This is a genomic window from Enterococcus sp. AZ080, assembly GCF_051714945.1.
In the GTDB taxonomy this organism is placed as follows: domain Bacteria; phylum Bacillota; class Bacilli; order Lactobacillales; family Enterococcaceae; genus Enterococcus_B; species Enterococcus_B pernyi.
In genome coordinates this window covers 197,868-215,561 of record NZ_JBIOSV010000001.1, presented here as the reverse complement: position 1 = coordinate 215,561, position 17,694 = coordinate 197,868, and the positions used below count along the sequence as shown (strand labels likewise).

General features: G+C 38.5%; 18 protein-coding genes. 3 read left to right on the top strand and 15 right to left on the bottom strand.

What is annotated here, in order from left to right:
• Positions 1-10: 10 nt before the first annotated feature.
• From alr to IGK01_RS01015, 5 genes are all read right to left on the bottom strand, one after another.
• Positions 11-1,129, bottom strand: coding sequence for an alanine racemase (gene alr / locus IGK01_RS01035; protein ID WP_010736605.1), 1,119 nt, complete (start codon positions 1,127-1,129; stop codon positions 11-13).
• A gap of 15 nt (positions 1,130-1,144) precedes the next feature.
• Positions 1,145-1,495, bottom strand: coding sequence for a holo-ACP synthase (acpS, locus tag IGK01_RS01030; RefSeq protein WP_010736606.1), 351 nt, complete (start codon positions 1,493-1,495; stop codon positions 1,145-1,147).
• A 709-nt stretch (positions 1,496-2,204) separates the two neighbouring features.
• Complete coding sequence (cshA, locus tag IGK01_RS01025; RefSeq protein WP_066026494.1) at positions 2,205-3,740, bottom strand: degradosome RNA helicase CshA; 1,536 nt, start codon at positions 3,738-3,740, stop codon at positions 2,205-2,207.
• Positions 3,741-4,056: 316 nt separating this feature from the next.
• A complete protein-coding gene (locus IGK01_RS01020; protein ID WP_062805855.1) occupies positions 4,057-5,409 on the bottom strand; it encodes a UDP-N-acetylmuramoyl-tripeptide--D-alanyl-D-alanine ligase in 1,353 nt (450 codons plus the stop codon).
• A gap of 197 nt (positions 5,410-5,606) precedes the next feature.
• On the bottom strand, positions 5,607-6,674 hold the full coding sequence (locus IGK01_RS01015) for a D-alanine--D-alanine ligase (protein ID WP_010734355.1): 1,068 nt from the start codon (positions 6,672-6,674) through the stop codon (positions 5,607-5,609).
• 178 nt (positions 6,675-6,852) lie between these two features.
• Here IGK01_RS01015 and IGK01_RS01010 point away from each other — a divergent pair, with 178 nt between their 5' ends.
• On the top strand, positions 6,853-8,598 hold the full coding sequence (locus tag IGK01_RS01010) for an ABC1 kinase family protein (protein ID WP_010734356.1): 1,746 nt from the start codon (positions 6,853-6,855) through the stop codon (positions 8,596-8,598).
• Positions 8,599-8,777: 179 nt separating this feature from the next.
• Here the strand turns inward: IGK01_RS01010 and IGK01_RS01005 are convergent, their stop codons facing one another.
• The 10 genes from IGK01_RS01005 to IGK01_RS00960 all read right to left on the bottom strand — a co-directional run bounded on the left by IGK01_RS01005 (position 8,778) and on the right by IGK01_RS00960 (position 15,966).
• A complete protein-coding gene (locus tag IGK01_RS01005; protein ID WP_010734357.1) occupies positions 8,778-9,143 on the bottom strand; it encodes a DUF2512 family protein in 366 nt (121 codons plus the stop codon).
• A gap of 175 nt (positions 9,144-9,318) precedes the next feature.
• On the bottom strand, positions 9,319-9,765 hold the full coding sequence (locus IGK01_RS01000) for a YaiI/YqxD family protein (RefSeq protein WP_010734359.1): 447 nt from the start codon (positions 9,763-9,765) through the stop codon (positions 9,319-9,321).
• Positions 9,746-11,119 (bottom strand): hypothetical protein, encoded by a 1,374-nt coding sequence (locus tag IGK01_RS00995; protein WP_023518946.1) that lies wholly within the window; start codon positions 11,117-11,119, stop codon positions 9,746-9,748. Before IGK01_RS00995 ends, IGK01_RS01000 begins: the two co-directional genes overlap by 20 nt.
• A 434-nt stretch (positions 11,120-11,553) precedes the next feature.
• Positions 11,554-12,042: a GNAT family N-acetyltransferase gene (locus IGK01_RS00990; RefSeq protein WP_175401354.1), complete on the bottom strand. Its 489-nt coding sequence runs from the start codon at positions 12,040-12,042 to the stop codon at positions 11,554-11,556.
• 25 nt (positions 12,043-12,067) lie between these two features.
• Positions 12,068-12,670: a TVP38/TMEM64 family protein gene (locus IGK01_RS00985; protein ID WP_010734362.1), complete on the bottom strand. Its 603-nt coding sequence runs from the start codon at positions 12,668-12,670 to the stop codon at positions 12,068-12,070.
• A 332-nt stretch (positions 12,671-13,002) separates the two neighbouring features.
• Positions 13,003-13,632: a uridine kinase gene (udk, locus tag IGK01_RS00980; RefSeq protein WP_010734363.1), complete on the bottom strand. Its 630-nt coding sequence runs from the start codon at positions 13,630-13,632 to the stop codon at positions 13,003-13,005.
• 83 nt (positions 13,633-13,715) lie between these two features.
• A complete protein-coding gene (locus tag IGK01_RS00975; protein ID WP_010734364.1) occupies positions 13,716-14,411 on the bottom strand; it encodes a YjjG family noncanonical pyrimidine nucleotidase in 696 nt (231 codons plus the stop codon).
• 132 nt (positions 14,412-14,543) lie between these two features.
• Positions 14,544-14,861, bottom strand: coding sequence for a hypothetical protein (locus tag IGK01_RS00970; RefSeq protein ID WP_010734365.1), 318 nt, complete (start codon positions 14,859-14,861; stop codon positions 14,544-14,546).
• Positions 14,854-15,165, bottom strand: coding sequence for a type II toxin-antitoxin system RelB/DinJ family antitoxin (locus IGK01_RS00965; protein ID WP_010734366.1), 312 nt, complete (start codon positions 15,163-15,165; stop codon positions 14,854-14,856). The genes IGK01_RS00970 and IGK01_RS00965 overlap by 8 nt, the downstream gene beginning before the upstream one ends.
• A gap of 84 nt (positions 15,166-15,249) precedes the next feature.
• On the bottom strand, positions 15,250-15,966 hold the full coding sequence (locus IGK01_RS00960) for a 16S rRNA pseudouridine(516) synthase (RefSeq protein WP_023518944.1): 717 nt from the start codon (positions 15,964-15,966) through the stop codon (positions 15,250-15,252).
• A 321-nt stretch (positions 15,967-16,287) separates the two neighbouring features.
• On the opposite strand from IGK01_RS00960, the gene IGK01_RS00955 reads away from it, so the two are divergent.
• Both IGK01_RS00955 and IGK01_RS00950 read left to right on the top strand, forming a co-directional pair.
• Positions 16,288-16,896, top strand: a complete 609-nt coding sequence (locus tag IGK01_RS00955) for a 50S ribosomal protein L25/general stress protein Ctc (RefSeq protein WP_023518943.1) — start codon at positions 16,288-16,290, stop codon at positions 16,894-16,896.
• 328 nt (positions 16,897-17,224) lie between these two features.
• On the top strand, positions 17,225-17,548 hold the full coding sequence (locus IGK01_RS00950; RefSeq protein ID WP_019722687.1) for a DUF960 domain-containing protein: 324 nt from the start codon (positions 17,225-17,227) through the stop codon (positions 17,546-17,548).
• Positions 17,549-17,694: the final 146 nt, after the last annotated feature.

The window sequence follows — 17,694 nt, the reverse complement described above, 5'->3', positions numbered from 1 at the left end:
ACGCCTCTCCTCACTCTTGATATTCTCTAGGTATGCGGGGCCCTAGCACACATGCGACTTCGTAATGGATCGTACCCAATTGATCTGCTACATCTTGCATTGTGATTTTAGCCTGTTGATTTTCCCCAATCAACGTAACTTTAGTTCCTACTGGCATTTGATAGGGCAGACGGATCATCAATTGATCCATGCATACACGACCAATGATCTCACAATAATTCCCCTCCACTAATAATGAGAAACCTTGCATTTTCCGTAACCAACCATCTGCGTAACCGATTGGTACAGTTCCGATCCATTCTGAAGCTGAAGTCGTATAGGTTTTTCCATAACCTACACCTTCTCCTGCTGGCAACTCTTTCACTTGGATCAATTCAGATACAAGTTCAAGCGCTGGTTGTAGGGGATACACTTCCGCTAACGCGTGACCGGATGGATTCAAGCCATACATTGCTACCCCATAGCGGATCATATTGCCTGTAGCTTTTTCGTGCCATAATGCAGTAGCACTATTACTGCTGTGGACATATCTTGGTAAAGTAGGTAGACTTTCGATGATCTCACTGAATTTTTGGTTCTGCTGTTCCCAATAGGTGGTATCTGCTTGATCTGCTGTAGAAAAATGAGTATAGATCCCTTCCCATTCTAAATTGGGACTATCCTGAATGATTTCCACTGCCTCATTCACTTCTGCACTATTGAGAAAGCCAATTCTTCCCATTCCGGTATCGACTTTCAAATGCAATTTCAATAAATATTCTAGATGTCGTTCTGCTATATAAGTAGCCGCAGCTTCCAACCATTCTTTTATTCCCGCAGTAATAGATAGATCGTGGATGACTGCAAGTGTCAACGCATCGATCGGAACCATATTCAATACAAGAATAGGTTGTGTGAAACCTGCCTCTCTCAGCTCGATTCCCTCATCTAAAGTAGCTACGCAAAAACCAGAAGCTCCACCTTTTTTTGCAGCTTCTGCTGTTTCGATTGCTCCATGACCGTAACCATCTGCTTTGACAACAGCAAACAATTCTTTCCCATTCAATCGAGCTATTTCATTTGCTACATTTTCTGTAATTGCCTGTTTATGTACAATTGCTTTTGTCGGACGATGCCAAGCAATAACCATTGTTCTTCCTTCTTTCTAGTCTTCTAAAATAATCTGTGCAAAAGCTAACTCGTCTGTATGTGTGATGCTGACCCAGACTGCTCCTTCATGTGGAGATTTCGTTACAATTGGTTGTCCTGATCCATTTTTTAAAATTTCGATCTCTTGAAAGGTAACTTTACCGATCCCTGTTCCCCAAGCCTTTGAAAAAGCTTCTTTACATGCATAACGACCGCCTAAAAACTCAACCTGACGATGAAATGGCAGCAAACGAAACATTTCGATTTCACTTGGTGTCAGTACACGATCAATAAAGTTTTGCTTTTCTTTAATGATCTTAGCAATCCTCGACAGTTCAACTGCATCAATCCCAATCCCTTTTATCATACACGATTCTCTTTTCAAAAAATTTTAGAACACTCTAATTCTACCAAATTTTAGACAATTTACCACCAATAAGTCTAGAAATAACAAAAATGAAAGTTGTTTCCTAGTGAAAACCCACTTCTTCATTTTCTCCAATAAAAAACCATTGAGAATTGATTGATAAAAATCTCTGATGCAAAGAAAACAGTTCAAGTCACTTCATTTCTTTTTTTACGAACGTTTTTCAAAAAAACAAGACTTACAATTCGAAAAACAGCTGATATATAAATCATTTTCCGCCTTGTTTGTTTATAAAATCATTTTATTGGTATTAATTCTAATTTACCATGGATCACGCATAAAAAAAGAAATTATTTTTACTTAATAAACAAAAAAAACAAAAATTTGTTGCTATATCCTTAAAAAGCTAAATATTTTATTTTTTTAAATAACATTTTTGTTAAAGTTATCTAAATTACCTACTAAAAAGAGGAACTACGTTAAATTTATACTTAATACTCTTAGACTTCCCATTATTAGTAGGTTTTTACCCTATGATCTCTACTTCTTTATGTAATGAAAGAGAGAGTATGTTTGTTTTTTTCATTATCTATCATTGCCAAATAAACAATACAAAATAAGCCCGCCAAGGCCAAAAATAGGTAAGCTATTTTTGGATCTGACGGGCTTATTCGGATGGTCCTTCTAAGACCACCACTTTACATGTGGATTAGTCGTTGTTCGTGCGGATCACGAAACCACGTTTTTTGTCGTTTGTGCGTTTTCCACCATTGTCTTTTTGTTTGTTATGGTTTTTGCTGTAGCTACCGCTACCTTTTGAATTTTTGTTGCCACGGTAGTTGCCATTATCACGACGATTACGGTTGTTTCCGCCGCCACTTCCGCCACCACGTTTACCATTTTTGTTGTAGCCTTTTTTCTGCATAGGCAATGGACGTTCTGGTGTGATTTTTACTGGTGTTGCATCTGATGGATCTTTGGCTGTTGTTTTCAACAATAAAGCGACTAAATCTTGAGCAGAGTATTCTTCCAATAATTTATCCGCAGTTTGCAGATATTTATCTAAGCCATTCTCTTCAAGTTTTTCTTCGATTTGTTCAATAGCAGCGCCTAGTTGTCCTTTGAATGCTTCTTTTTCAGTCGGTGGACGTAAAGTTGTCATACGTTTTTTCGTTAAGTTTTCAATAACATGTAAGTAACCCATTTCGTTTGGTGTAACGAAAGTTACTGACATACCACCTTTACCTGCACGACCAGTACGACCGATACGGTGAACATAGCTTTCTGGGTCTTGTGGGATATCATAGTTGTATACATGAGTAACTCCTGAGATATCTAAACCACGTGCAGCTACGTCTGTAGCAACTAAAATATCTAAATGACCACTCTTGAATGAACGTAATACGCTCATACGTTTTTGTTGGGAAAGGTCGCCATGGATACCTTCTGCACGATAGCCACGAGCTTCTAAGCCACGAGCTAATTCATCTACACGACGTTTTGTACGTCCGAAGACGATCGTTAATTCTGGTGATTGTACATCGAGCAAGCGAGTCATCACATCGAATTTTTCGTATTCTTTTGCGCGTACATAGTATTGATCGATCAAATCAGCAGTCATTTCTTTGGTTTTGATTTTCACGTGTGTTGGATCTTTCATGAATTTCACACCGATGTTTTTGATTGCTGGTGGCATTGTTGCTGAGAACAATAGTGTTTGACGTTGGTCTGGTACTTTAGAGATAATACTTTCAATATCTTCTAAGAAGCCCATGTTCAACATTTCGTCTGCTTCATCTAATACTAATGTTTCAACTGTTCCAAGTTTCAATGTGTGACGGTTGATATGGTCTAACATACGACCCGGTGTACCAACGACGATATGTGGACGGTCTTTCAATCCACGGATTTGGCGACCGATATCGGCGCCACCATAGACAGCTTGGACACGGACACGTTTGTCACGTCCTAAACGATAAAGTTCTTCTTGTGTTTGGATCGCTAATTCACGTGTTGGTGCAATAACCAATCCTTGTAGTTCTTGACGATTTGCATCGATTTTCTCTAACATCGGTAAGCCAAACGCAGCAGTTTTACCTGTTCCTGTTTGTGCTTGTCCAATCACATCTTTGCCTTCCAAGGCTAGTGGGATCGTTTCTGATTGGATCGGTGTTGCTTCTTCAAATCCTGCACGTTCTACTGATTTTAATAATTCTGGTGATAATTCTAGTTCTTTAAATTTCAAATGAATCCTCCTATATGGTTGTTAACTGAGGATGTAGCTATAGTTTGCTACCCCGTCTTTTGTTCGGTCAAAGTGTCTGTTGCTTTTTTGACAGTGGCCACGCACGTTTCCCATCCATTCTTAGCCCCTGTGGCACCACCGAAAAATCACTTTGCGAAGTTTAGGCATTAGAAAAGCCAAACGGGTCGCGTTCAGCTTTATCATTGTTATGACATCTGGCTTTCGCATTTCATCATCAAGCCAGTCCAATTTCTCTTCATCTTTCGGCAATAGGTTATTCTAGCATAATTTATTGTTTTCTGCAAGTTTACAGTTTTTATTTCATTTCTTGTAGTCGTTCGACCACTTCAATCAAGCCCATACTATTACTACCTTTTAGTACAATCGTGTCATCTGGCTGGATCTCAGCAATCACCGCTGCAATCAATTGCTCTTTATTTTCTTCGGTATAATAAACCGGCAAATCAGGATATTTCTGAGCCAAAGCATCTTTTAACGCCTGCATTTCTTTTCCATACAAAAAGATCATCGAGAAGATGTCTGAAGAAATATGTTCACTCATTGAAGCATGCATGAGAGGCGAGTCTACTCCTAGCTCCAACATATCGGCTAAAACGGCAAGTTTTCGTCCCGCTGCTGGGAGGCTTGCTACAGTATCTAAGACTAATCCCATGGCTGTAGGATTGGCATTATAAACATCACTTAAGATCGCTGCCCCATTTCCAGCAGTCAGCCATTCTGTTCGATTTTGTGTCACTGAGACAGTTGCTAGACCTCGTCGGATTTCCGACAGAGACAACCCGAAAAACTGCCCGATCGCATAAGCAATCAGCGCGTTCGTCACATTATACTTACCAGGTAAAGGGATCGTGAATGATTCGCCTTCAACGATAAATGTCGTTTGTTGCTTTTCTTCGATGATTTGTTGTGCAGAAATATCGCCTTGTTCGATTCCAAACGTCTTGATTTTTTGAGACAATGGAGCAACCAACGGTTCTAACAATGGTTCATTATTCGGTACGATCAATAATCCGTCTGGTAGCAACCCGTCAGCAATTTCCATTTTTGCTTTGGCGATACCTTCTCGTGACCCTAAATTCTCGATATGAGCCTCACCGATCATCGTGATTGCTGCAACTTTTGGTTGTGCCAGCAACGAGAGTTCCGTAATTTCATTGGCATGATCCATTCCCATTTCTAAAACGATTTTTTCAGTATCCTGAGGCATATGCAAGATCGTATAAGGCATGCCAATATTATTATTGTAATTTCCTTGTGTTTTATAAGTTTTATATCCTTGCGCTAAGACAGAAGCTGTTAGATCCTTTGTGGTCGTCTTCCCATTACTACCGGTAACAGCCACTACATCCGCCCCAACTTTTTTTAAATAATACTGCGCCAACTCTTGCATTGCTTTTAAAGGATCAGAAACTGGTATGATCTCGATCCCCTCTGGTGCCTTTTCGGCTGCCCAACTCCAAAAAGAAGCAACTGCCCCATTTGCGATAGCTTGTTCAATAAATTCATGCCCATCTCTTGTGCCAGCTAAAGGAACGAACAAATCGCCTTCTTTGATTTTGCGGCTATCAAATTCTACTCCTGTGATTGATTGGGTTGACTCATGATGACTGCCAACTGCTTGAGCAATTTCTTGTATTGTTATGTTCATCCATTCTCTGTCCTTTCGATTTAGACCAGTAGTCCTATAGGAATAGGAACAAAAAAGGTGGTGAAAATCGCCAATACTGATAGCGTCGAATAGTAAAAATCTTTCGCTTTCAATCAGTACCAGATGATCATCCACAACCTTTATTTTGCTATACATACTACTTCGACACATTCATACTTGTGCTGATTACGTTTCAATTAGTCAAAGAAACTTTGTCTTTGATTATGACGGTTCAAGCCTAATTGGATCAACTCTTCAATCAAGTCACCGTATTTCAAGCCCATATTTTCCCATAGCAAGGGGTACATGCTGAATGCTGTAAATCCAGGCATTGAATTTAATTCATTAAGGAATAATTCATTTTTATTCGTCAAGAAGAAATCACAACGGCTCAAGCCACTTCCACCTAACATCGTATACGCTAATTTTGCGTACTCTTGTGCTTTTTGATGGACTTCTTCTGGTACTTCTGCTGGAATCTGCATCTCGATGCGATTATTGATGTACTTCGCATCATAATCGTAAAATGCCACGTCTTTTACCACTTCACCAGGCAAGGTCGTGCGGACGTCTTCATTCCCTAAAACAGCGACTTCGATCTCCCGTGCTTCGATTCCTTGTTCAACGATGGCACGTGAATCGTATTGGTAAGCTGTTGCTAAGGCATTCTGTAATTCTTCTCGATTTTCAGCCTTAGTGATCCCCACGCTTGATCCCATATTTGCTGGCTTCACGAACATCGGATAAAGCAATGAGCCTTCACATTGGTCAAATACCTTTTTAGGATTTTCTTTCCATTGATTCTTCAAAACTGGAACATAAGGTACTTGCGGTACACCGGCTGCTTGTAAAATATATTTTGTCATGATCTTATCCATGGCACAAGCACTTGTCAGTACACCCGCACCGACGTAAGGCATATTCAAGGTTTCTAAGAATCCTTGGATCGTGCCATCCTCGCCATTTGGACCGTGAAGAACTGGGAAGACGATGTTTCCTTCTTCTTTGATCTCTCCTGGATTGATGACAGTACCCGTAAATCCTTCTGTCATTTTCCCACTTGGGTCCCACGTCAAGTGCAATTCTTCTTCACTTGTAGGTTTTTCAGTCAACAACGGGCCTTTGACCCATTGTCCGTCTTTACTAATAAATACGAGCTGTACTTGATAATAAGCATAATAAATAGCATTTAAAACGGAAAACGCTGAAAGAATCGAAACTTCGTGTTCCGCACTGCGTCCACCATATAATAAAGTAATCTTCAAAAGATTTTCCTCCTGTATTCGATATCATTCATTTTTACTTCATATTTTAGCACAAAAACAAAAGATGCAAACAGCTTATTTGAAAAAAGGTGAGGTACATGTCATTTTATTCAAAAAACAGCGGAATAGTTGTCGCTTTTTTTCTTTATCGTTATGATAAGAGAAAGGAGGCATAGTTATGACCAAAACTACTTCTCGAAGCCGGTTAACAGAAATCATTCACGTATTCATCAAAGAAAATGTTCTGCCTAATCTGATCCAACAAAAAAATCCTGAACAAGTAAAAAAAGCCTTTGAAGAACTTGGCTCAACCTTTATAAAAATTGGGCAAATGCTTTCTGTCCGTGATGACTTACTCTCTGCTGAGTTTACTAAGACATTCAAAACATTGCAAGACAATGTACCAAGTGATCCCTTTGTCACGACGAAAAAAACGATTGAACAGGAATTAGACGCATCCTTAGAAACGATTTTTACTAGCTTCAATAAAGCACCTTTCGCTTCTGCCTCTATGGGTCAAGCGCATCGTGCAACGTTAAAGAATGGCGATGCAGTCGTTGTAAAAGTCCAACATCCAAATATTGCGAAGGAAATCATGATGGACTTACAGTTATTCGAACGGGCGATTCCTTTGATCAAATATATTCCTGAAACAAGCGTCATCGATTTAAAAGGCGTGTTGCAAGAAGTCAAACGTTCATTGACAAACGAATTGGACTTCTACAAAGAAAGTCAAAATGGTGCACGTTTCTATAATCTAAACAACCATTGGTATGAAATTAGATCCCCTAAAATCTATGAGGCACTTTGCACAAAAAAAGTTATTGTGATGGAAGAAATGTCTGGAAAGAACTTCAACCAATTGATGAATCTTGAAGAAACGGATGAACGCCTCATTGAGACACTTACGAATACTCAATTGAAACAACAAGTGGCTAAACGATTGATCGAACATTTTATGAAGCAAATCTTTGACGATGGCTTTTTTCATGCCGATCCACATCCTGGGAATTTATTGTTCCATCCTTTAAGCGTTGAAGAACTTTCAGAAAATGTAACGACAGACACAAAAGAACACCAAAAACAACTAGGCTCGATTTCTTTCAAAACGACTGCTACTGTCACTGAACCATTGCAACCATATACAATCAGTTATATTGATTTCGGTATGATGGGTAGTCTCTCCGCTTCGCTAAGACAAAAGCTGATGGAAATCGTTTTAGCGATTTATACACGAGATATTTACCGTATTGAAAAAGCCGTCATCAACTTATGTCAACAAGAAGGGCCTTTTGATGAAAGTGAATTCCATCAACAACTCGCTAGCTTTTTGACGCAATATTTAGACCTCCCCATTGAAGAAATCGACTTGCAAGAAGTCTTTGCGCAGATCGTCTCGATTTGCCACCAGAACAACTTACAAATCGATCGTGATATCACGTTATTGCTTAAAGCGTTTAGCACATTAGAAGGAGTGATTCGTGTCCTTGATCCTGAAGTATCTTTGATGGAAGTCGCTACGCCCATTGCACAACGATATTTCTTAGCACATCTCTCTGTCGAAGATACCTTGAAGCAAGCGGGCTTAGATATACTCGATGGTATCAAAACCGTACCGAAAATCCCGCAACAAGTCTATCACCTTCTAGAAACTTGGCGTTCTGGACAAGGAAAAATCAATTTGGAACTAAAAAAACAAGACCAACTGATGAACCGGATCGAAAGTATGGTGAACCGTTTAGTATTTGGTGTGATACTCGCCGCATTGATCGTCGGCTCTTCGTTGCTTGTCCAAGCTGCACCAGACGATCAAATCAATTTTATTACACTATTAGGTATATTCACGTATACGATCGCAGCTGTGGTCATTCTCTTTTTAGCCATTGATACACTGATCAACTATTATAAAAAAAGACGAAAATAAACGAAAACATCCCAAAATATGAAACTATTTTCGGATGTTCTCGTTTATTTTTTTAGCTGTGTACTTTTGACACAACCTCATTGCTTGATGATTAGAGTTGCGGATACGACTATTCCTGTTTTTTAGTCTGTAGCCTTTTACTCGCTATCTATTTGATAATTTTAGCTTTTTTGTTTTGATTATTTCATTTTTCGTTCATCTGGTACGATTCTTTGCGAGAGCAACCACTTATGGAAGAACCATTCAGCGATCCCGATCAATACCGCCGGTACTAAAACCTTCATCCAAATATCCGTCATATCGTTCATAAAATAAAGATATAACCATAGAATGGCTGCAGCTGAACCAGCATCTGCAATTGTAGCCGCGATATTTCCTACTTTTCGTAAAATCAATAAATCACCTAATACATAGATCATGACAACAATGATTACTCCGACAATCGTTGAATCCATGAAACTAACACCATACAGTCCCGTTAAAACGATCCACAAAATTGCCCAAATCATGATTGCTTTTACCACCAACGCCTTCACATGTTTCATTTTCTGCACTCCCTTCTTTTTTGGTTAAAAATATATGATTATATAACTAAATAATCTTCATAATTATATCTTTTGTTATAGAATCAATCAAAGATATCGTACTTTTTTAGTAATAAAAAAGAGGAACACCGCTTCTGTTTAGTTAGAAACAATGTTCACCTATTTTATATTCTATTCAAATTTCTGCAAGCGCTCGGATCAACGCTTTTTTGAACCTTTGGTGATCTTCATGAGTGAAAGGCTTCGGCCCTTTCGTCCGAATGCCCGCTTTTCTCAACTTACTGCTTTGATAACGTTGTTCTAATAATCCATCAATGTTCGTGGTATCAAATTCCTTCCCCGATTGATGAAAGACTCGAACACCTTTAGGTAAGACCAATGAAGCTAAGCCATAATCTTGAGTGATCAAAAAATCACCTTTTTTGATCAGCCCGACGATTTTATAATCTGCACTGTCTGCCCCTTTATCGACGTATACAAACTGTACATAGCTTGGATACTCTTTATTGGTATAGTGATCGACACTTGTCACGATCATCACCTCTAATTGAAAAGATGCCGCAATTTCAATCACGTCATTTTTCACTGGGGAGCCGTCACCATCAATGAATATTTTTTGCATGTTCTTTCCTCCATAAAAGATAAACAGCGATTACTCCCAGGATCAATACACTGACATTTATCCATTTTACGTAAACTAACAATTGGATCATCGCTTTTGGTACGCTCAGACTACCAGTCAATTGGAGCAATACACTCACAGGTTCGTCCAACCATCGTGCCGTCACCAACAGCAATGACATCAATAAAAATTGATGGGTCACACTTCCTTTGTTTTGTGTCGTAAACTTTTTGATGACACGATTATCCATCGGTATTTCTGTATCGATCTCATAATACGTACGATTCAACCAACTACCTACTACCGCGTGCCAAAAACTTAATAAGAATAAACCAACCACAAAGCCGATTTGTGGAAGTAACAGAACCATCAACGAACTAAATAATCCAGCTAATTGAATGAGGACTGGTTCGATCGTGGGAATCTGGATTGCTTGATTGCCAATGATTTTGGCTAACACCATGCCTGCAATATAAGGTAAATACATATATACGCCTAAATAGTCGAAACCATAGACGCGGCCGATATAAAGTGTCCCGAATAAAAAAAGAAAATTACCTAACATGCCATTCAGAAAAGTAAAACTATTTAACCAAGTAGGTAATTTCCACTGCTTTCTAGCCCTTCCAAGATAAAAAGCTGCAAATAGAAACAACAGCATAAATCCATAGATTGCTACGTCAAATAATGCAGGATCAATCAACAAACGAGCATTTCTCAAAAGAAACAACAAAACGAAAAAGCCGATAAATAAAAGCAACTCTTTGGTCACTACCACATTCGACTTCATCTCTTTAAAATCCAATTCATAGCGAGGATAATGACTGATCGTATGGTATGCCATAATGTAGAACAATGTATATAACGCTAACGTCATCACGACTTGCGTCGACCCGGGAAGCTCGATCACCCGAAACAAAACAAGCAACAACAGGATCGCAAATGGAAATTTATTTGCTGACATGTTCGTGAATCCCTGTTGTTTTTCATGGTAATTCACTGTGATATTTGTGGGGATCAGCCATGCCGCACTTAGTCCTAAAAGTACACTTGACAGATAATACAGCGGGAAATAAAGGACGCCAAAAATCCCGATCAACGAACCTGCGCCACCCATCAATAAAGAAATCATCAACAAGGTATAACTATCCAGACCAAAGCGAATACTACTAACTAAAAACAGACCTGTCATTCGAAAGGTATAGAACAAAGTGAAGGGTAAAATCGACAACCATTGGTTCCCATCACTCAAACTTAAAAATAAAAGATACGGCACCAAGATAACCGTATTACTCAAAATAAAAGGTGTCGTCTGGGTAAAGTTCCGCCCAAATCGTTTGATATTATCAATCATATAAAAACTCCTTACGTGTTAAACATGAGTTACTTGTCATGTCAACGCATCATCTCTATAGGCATACCCATATGTCTGTAGGTACAAAACTGATTATACCATAGGAGCAAAGCAGCCAACACCCTATAGAGGTTGTGAAAGCAGCCCACTGATCCGCAGCCAACCGATAGACAAAAAAGCAGGAACTCCACAAAATTTGACTAGCAAATTTGGGAATCCCTGCTTATTTTTGAGTGCTGAACATTTCTGTTCGCCACTCACTGGTGCCTGAAAGAATCAGACAGACAAGTCCTTCTCCACAAAAGTCTTGTCCAGCACGCCTACATCCGGTAGGTGATCCGTGGATCATGTGCCGCCAAAATCAATTAGACCTCTAACGTTCAGAGATCTTCTCGACCCGTCGCATAACGTATACTTTAACACAAGCTACCATTTTATGCGAGTCTTTTTTTCATTTTATAATCAACCATTTGAAATCCTTCGCCGATATCGCTGATCAATTCTCCCTCAATGACAAATCCCTGATGTTGATAGACTGCGATTGCTTGTTGATTTCCTTGATTGACACGCAAGAAAATCTCCTGTGCTTCTGTTTCTTTTGCTAATTGTTCGTACCAACGAAAGACTTCTGAGGTCAAACCTTTCCCTCGTACGTCTCGAAGAATATAGAGTTTACTTAAATAGATCGAAGAACCCATCTTTTCATAAGCAGTATAGCCAATCGTTTTTCCCTCTAACTTCAATAAGAAATAGTTGACCCCTGCTGCACATTCTTTTCCGATCTGTTCTTTCGATTGATACGTCTCCAACATATAAGCGACTTGCTTTTGACCGATAATCGGCGTAAAGGCTTCGGGCCATACTTCATGGATAACTGTCACGAGTTCATCGAGTTCTTTCTCAGTTACTACTACTTTCTCCAACATTTTACTTCCTCCATTCAATGAACTAAAAATGCCCTTGTGCTTGCTGGAATAAAAACAACATGATCATACTATATACAGCGACCGACCAAGGTTTTAAAAGAATAACAATTTGCATGTATTCTCTAAATGAAAGCTTCGTCAATCCAGCGACGAGACAAATCAAATCATCTGGCGCAAAAGGTAAAAGTAAGGTAACGATCAATACCTTTTTGATATTGTTTGTTTTTTCAATGACTAGCTGTTCAAATTTTTGGAATTTTTTTGGTGATAAGATAAAACGGACAAAACTCGTACCATAATAACGCACGAATAAAAAACCGATTGCTTCACCAATAATCAAGCCAATACAACTATACAGCAACCCAAAGACATTTCCAAACATCAACATCCCTGCAACAGAAGAAATCCCTCCTGGCAGAATCGGAATGATCACTTGGATGATTTGGATAAGAATAAATAAAATGATCGCATAGCTCCCAAACTGTTGCATGAATTGTTGCAAAGAATCTGCTGATTGAAAGATTCCATGTCGATAGCCATACATGATCAATATGAAAAAAATACTTAATCCAACGAGTGGTGCGACTTGGATGGTTCTATGTACCCATGTTTTCTTCTCAGCCATACGCTTCTCCTACACTTTTCATTTTTCTATGTTTCATAAAAGAACAAGTAATGAACAACTACAAAATCGTCGTATGCAACTTCGAACAACAGAAGCTTGATCCTCTTGTGCCTCCTAAGCCCGAGTAAACAACGTGAAGTAGCTCCTTCAGAAATAAGCGTGAAATCCCAAAAATTTGAAGAAAAATTTTCGGTTTTTCACGCTTATTTCTCGGATTTGAGCACTTCCTTTATGGCTGATTACCCGCAGAAGTTACTTATAAAACGCCGTTTATTTGGTTTTAGAAGATAGGCATAACGGCTACTTCAGTTCTAACACCTGTTCTTATCTTTTTACTGGTGATTCAAAAAACTAGCAACTTTCGTTGTGATCAAGTCAATAGCTACGTGATTTTCGCCACCTTCTGGAACGATAATATCAGCGTAACGTTTTGTTGGTTCAATAAACTGATGATACATCGGCTTAACGACTGTTAAATATTGTTCGATCACAGAATCTAAGGTACGGCCGCGCTCTTCCATATCACGTTTGATCCGGCGAATGATCCGAATGTCATCGTCTGTATCTACATAGATCTTGATATCCATCAAATCACGTAAACGCTCGTCTTCTAAAATCAAGATACCTTCCAAAATAATCACTTCTTTTGGTTCTTGGATGATTGTTGCTTGACTTCTCGTATGAGCAACATAATCATAGACTGGTTTTTCAATGGCTTCATAGTTCAGTAGTTTTTCAACGTGCTGGATCAGCAGTTCATTATCAAAGGCAAAAGGATGATCGTAGTTTGTATTCAACCGTTCTTCAAAGCTAAGATGACTTTGATCTTTATAATAAGAATCTTGTTCAAGCATCATGATGGAGTGGTCTGGAAAGTGACTAAAAATCCCTCGGCTGACGCTTGTCTTTCCGCTTCCCGATCCGCCCGTCACACCAATGATAATTGGCTTGCTTTTTGTCATTGACTAAAACCTCTTTCATATCCGTTTTTTCATTCTAATCTATTATAGCGAAAAAAAAGGAAAATGCACTATTTTTCTGAAAATTAATGAGGTGAGATTTCCAAGAGCGGGTAAAGTTCTTCTAAAGAATCAATCCGATAGGTTGGTTGGATCTCTGGTATTTCAGGCAACTTATTTTTATTGAACCAGATCGTATCGATCCCTGCTTCATTTCCACCTTTGATATCAGAAGTCAGTGAATCACCGATAATCACCGTTCGTTCTTTGTCCAACTCAGGAATATTAGCAAACACGTGATCAAAAAAAGCCTTCATTGGCTTTTGTGCGCCAATCGCTTCTGAGACAAAAATTTCTCGAAAATAATGAATCATCCGAGCATCTGTTAATCGTTGATGTTGGGTTTGAGAAACCCCATTCGTCACTATATAAAGTTCTGCTTCACTTGACACTGCTTCCAGTAATTCATGGCTTCCAGGAATCCAATGATGGCCCTGATTCAAATAATGTCGATAACGTTGATCCATTGCTTGGCTATCTACGGTCTTGCCAAACTGTTGGAACAACAGACCAAAGCGGTTGCCTGTCACTTCATCTCTTGTCATCTGCCCCTTTTCAAATTCTCGCCATAAATGATGATTCAATGCTTTATAACTTGTTCTGATCTCTGGTGTCAGTTCAATGCCTTGTTCCGCAAACAATTGGTGCAAGGCTTCTGTTTCTGTTTGTTGAAAATCTAACAACGTATCATCTACGTCGAATAATAATGTATGATATTTCATCTGATTCTCCTATTTCTTCTATATTTGATATTTCGTTTATTTGCATTTTCGTGGGTTGTTGATTGTTTATCTATAAAAGAAATAAACAAGTGCCTTAGAACCGCCGGCTGTGCACTTGCTTATTAAATGACACTAAATCATTTTAGAAAGTCCAATAATATCTTCTTCTGAGAAATGTCCAATGACTCTGTAGGGATTGAAATTACTCTTCAATTCAAATCGGTTTCCTGTACCTACCCAAGATTTCTTGTTTAATCCTGCAGAATCTAAGTCTTTTATTTCATAATATCGCTTTTTGATCGCCTTTGATTTATTCTCATATTTACTTGTAATAGGAAGAATCAAGAATGAACCTCTGCTTCGAACACGGATAGCAATAGCAGGACGAGTTTTCCCTCCACTGCCATCGTTAAAGGGAATATAGATCAAGAACACGTCATGACTATTCATCTAGATCTCTCATCCATGACACTAGATCTTCGTGGTCACCGCTATTTTCTGGCGGATTAGTTTCAACAGACTCTTCCGCAACTCTCATTAACTGCAGTTCAGCCTTCTCTTTACTTGTTAAAGATAACTCAAATGGAATTTCTCCTCTGGCAGCTACCCTTTTATATAAAGCAGTGATTAAGATTGATGGATTTACTCCTAATGAATCTAAAATGCTTTCGACGTCAGTAGCTAGATTCTTATTGATATTCACTTGGACTTTCTTTTTTTCGTTGGTTTTATCTTTTTCTTTGATTTCAGACATAGAACATCACCTCTCACTCCTATTTTACTCCTAATAGGAGTGTAAAACAAACTCATTGAATGAACGATCAATTCATGATTATTACTATTTAAAATATTTTTTTAATTTTTTTAGTTCGTCTAACGTCAATGAGCGATAAGATCCTTCAGTCAAATGCGGATCTAGTTGTAATGGGCCCATGCTGATTCGTTGCAATGCAGTGACTTTTTTTCCACAAGCTAAAAACATCTTTTTCACTTGATGGAATTTCCCCTCTTCGATCGTCAGTCGTACGATACTTTTTTTATGTTGCGCGACAAGAATCTCTAAATGTGCAGGTAAGCATTGGTAACCACCATCAAAAACAATTCCTTTTTCAAAAGCAATTCGATCAGCTTCTGTCACTTGTTCATTGACAACTGCTACATATGTTTTCTGTACTTTTTTATCAGGCAACAACATTTCATAACCTAATTGGCCATTGGAAGTGATCAACGATAAACCTGTTGTATCTCGGTCTAATCGCCCAACTGGATACAAAGGTTGTGTGCGATCGGCTGAAGCCAACAAATCGATAACAGTCGTTTTGTGAATGTCCGTCACCGCTGTTACTGCTCTTTTCGGTTTATTCAGTATAAAGTATACTTCATTTGTATGTAGCTTTACGCCATCCACTTCGATACAGTGGAGCAAACTATCCACATTACGATTCTGTTTCTGTTCCACTTTACCATCGATACGTACGAGTTTCATCGCAAAAAGTCGTTTCATCTCTTTACGTGATGTTTCTAATTCTTTTTCTATTAATTTATCTAACCGCATAACTGCTTCCTTTCCTAGCTACATAAGCATTATAACCTGAATCATACACCATGCAAAATGGAAACGCTAAGTTGTTTCCTTGACTTACTCAGTGAATCGCGTTACGGTTAAAGAGTAAAGTGAATTGGATTTCTCATACACAGCGTAATGACCTGGTGGAGAAAAGTTGAATCCTGACTTTTTAAGGGCAGATGCGCGCATCTGTCTTTTTGCGTTTTTTCGCGCTACCTGATAATGTGCAAGAGACCATGTGACATTCACTTAAATAAAATCTGTCTGACACCAAAGCAGACAGTCACATTTTAAGGAGGAATTTTGGTTATGTCAGTATCATTAGAAGTAAGTAAAAGAGAAGTACGTCCCCGTTCATTGAGAAACAAATTGCGTCATGAAGGAAAAGTTCCTGCAATCGTTTATGGCTACAATGTAGAAAGCACGCCAATTTCATTTGATAGTGCGACATTTAGTAAAGTATTGCGTGAGAATGCCGCAAACACAGTTATCACAATGAACATTGAAGGAAAAAAAGTCAACACACTTGTTCATAAAATCCAATCAAACACATTTACCAACCAATTAGAACACGTGGAATTCCTATCTGTTAATATGACAGAAGAAACAGAAGTCGAAACAGAAGTTGTCCTTGTCGGCGAATCTACTGGTGTAAAATCTGGTGGTGTATTGGCTCAAAACTTATATACTGTGATTGTTTCTGCTACGCCAGATCAATTACCAGAAAACATCGAAGTGGATATCACTGATTTAGCATTAGGTGATTCGATCACTGTAGCGGATCTACCGAAAAATGACGCATACACGATCATTACTGATGGAGAAGAACAAATCGCCGCAGTTGTTGCACCAACAGAAGAAGAAGAATCAACTGGTGAAGCAGCAGAACCAGAAGTGATTGGTTCAACTGAAGAATAAACGTCTTTTGATCAACGAAGCAGTGACTTGTGTCATTGCTTCGTTTTTTTTAATTCCCACTAAAAAAAAAAATTGTTTTAAGAATGGTATATTCCTATTTATCAACCCTTATTTGTTTTTTGATAAGCGCAAAAACCCTTATATAATAAGGTTTCTTGAAGTCCTCTTAAAAGTTTCTTATACTTTGAAAAAAAGTATGCAAATATTGTTGCATTTTGTATAAATGTTTATTAGAATGAACCAACGTTAAAAAAGTATAACTCGTTTATCCTGATAATAATATGTTGTTCTCGTCATTTCGGTTTTTTAGACAAAGGAGGCTAAGCCGATGTTTGAAAGTTTTGATAATAACCGTAATCGATACGCATCATTAGGTGTGGTATCAAGTTTACCAGATGAACTGATCGATAGTATCTGGTTCATTATTGATTTAGACCTTAAGGGTGTTATTCCGTTAGATAATATTTTAGCTTTTGATTTAATGAACAATCATGGAAAAGTAACCTTGCATTTTTCTCAAGCGGGCAGTACCGTTGAGATGGGGATCGATTTGCCATTCCCTTATTCTCCACAGTATCCGGCGCAAGTATTTGCCTATGATGATGGGACCAGAGAAACCATTCTTCTCCCAAGTGAAATTAAACAGTACTAAAATAAACCCTTTGTTTTGCACGATAGCCAAGTAGTTGACTCTTTGATTTTCATCGCAGACTCACTTCTTGGCTACTTTTATGATGACCTTATCTGAAAATTTTCAGAAAACACAAAGCATTTTAGCTATTTATTTATCATGAGATT